The 1,609-nt window shown below is 75.8% G+C and carries 2 protein-coding genes; one reads left to right on the top strand and one right to left on the bottom strand.

The features are described from left to right. A partial coding sequence (locus tag HII36_RS55065) for an MFS transporter (RefSeq protein ID WP_328808331.1) occupies positions 1-455 on the bottom strand: 455 nt, incomplete at its 3' end. A 64-nt stretch (positions 456-519) separates the two neighbouring features. Here HII36_RS55065 and HII36_RS55060 point away from each other — a divergent pair. Then, positions 520-1,464 carry a LysR family transcriptional regulator gene (locus HII36_RS55060; protein ID WP_173531363.1) on the top strand — a complete coding sequence of 315 codons (945 nt, stop codon included), beginning with the start codon at positions 520-522 and terminating at the stop codon, positions 1,462-1,464. Positions 1,465-1,609 lie beyond the last annotated feature (145 nt).

The raw sequence follows: 1,609 nt of genomic DNA, 5'->3' as shown, positions 1-1,609 counted from the left end.
ACCGAGTTCCCGGCGATCATCGCGCCCACCGCCGCCGCCAGCCGCCCCGCGGGGGACGTGCCGAGCCGGTCGGCCAGGTAGGCCGCCGCGACCCCGGCGAACCCCGCGATCGCCACCCCCTGCAAGGCGCGCACCGCCAGCAGCGCAGGGAACGTCGGCGCGGCCGGCGCGAGCAACCCCAGCACCGCGGACGCGAGCACCGACCACCAGATGACCCGCCGCCGGCCGACCCGCTCGGCCAGGTACGCCACCGGCAGCACCGCCGCGGCCAGCGCCGTGGTGGCCACCCCGATGGCCAGCGACGCGCCGCCGGGATCGAGCCCGAACCCGGCCGCGAGCTGCGGCAGCACCGGTTGCGGCGCGTACAGCAGGGCGAACGACGACACGCCCGCCGCCGCGACCGCCGGGCCGGCCCGCCTGCCGTCGTTCGCCTTCACGGCGATGTGCCTGCTCACGTCTTCAGACGGTAAGCAAGGCTAATAAATACGTCCAATGCAGTGATCGGTCATAATTCATACTGTGACGTATGAATCCTCGGAGGACGAGGCGCTGGCCGCCCGGCTGGCTCCCACGCTCGCGCTGCTCGCCGCCGTCGGCGAGACCGGCCACGTCACGCGGGCGGCCGAACTGCTCGGCATCCCGCAGCCCACCGCGAGCAGGCGCCTGGCCGCGCTGGCCGACCTGGTGGGCGCGCCGCTGGTGCTCCCGTCCGGCCGGGGCGTGCGCCTGACCAGGGCGGGACGCACGCTGGCCGGCTCGGCCGCCCGCGCGCTCGCCGTCCTGACCGGCGGCGCCCGCGAGGTCAGGGAGGAGATCCATCCGGGCACCGGGCACGTCATCCTCGGGTTCCTGCACCTGCTCGGCCGTTCGCTGGTGCCGTCGCTGATCCGCGGGTTCAGGGAGCGCCACCCTGGCGTGCGCTTCAGCCTCGCGCAGGGCTCGCGCCAGGACATGCTGCGCGGGCTCAAGGACGGCGAGATCGACCTGGTGTTCGTCGCGCCGCTGCCGCTCGACGACCCCGACCTGGACAGCCGCCCGCTCGCCGACCAGGAACTGGTGCTGTCGGTGCCGCGCGGCCACCGCTTCGCCGGGCGGACCCGGGTCCGGGCGGCGGAACTGGCGGGGGAGGACCTGGTCACGCTGGAACACGGGTACGGCGTCCGCCAGATCACCGACGACCTGTGCGCGGCGGCCGGGTTCGAGCCGCGCGTCGCGTTCGAGGGCCAGGAGTCGGAGACCGTACGCGGGCTGGTGGCGGCCGGGCTCGGGGTGGCGATCCTGCCCAGCGGCGAGCCGGCGCCGCCCGCCGGGGTGGTGGAGGTGCCGCTGTCGCCGCCGGTGTTCAGGCGCATCGGGGTGAGCTGGCCGGCCGGGGAGCGGCTGACGCCGGCCGTGCGGGCGTTCCGCGACCACGTCTGCTCGGACGCCGCCGACATCGGCCTCGACCTGCGCCCCATCACCTGAGCCCGCTCCCGCCGGCGAGCCCGATCCCGCCCGCGCGACCCGATCCCACCCGCGCGTCCGCCACACTGGGGTCTCATGGAACACGACGGTGACGCGGGGATCGCGGGGTCGCTGGCGCGGGCGCTGGCGGACGTACGGGCCGAGC

Source organism: Nonomuraea antri (assembly GCF_013283785.1).
Lineage (GTDB): Bacteria > Actinomycetota > Actinomycetes > Streptosporangiales > Streptosporangiaceae > Nonomuraea > Nonomuraea antri.
Note: the sequence above shows the minus strand (reverse complement) of the source record. Positions and strands in the feature narration are given on the sequence as shown.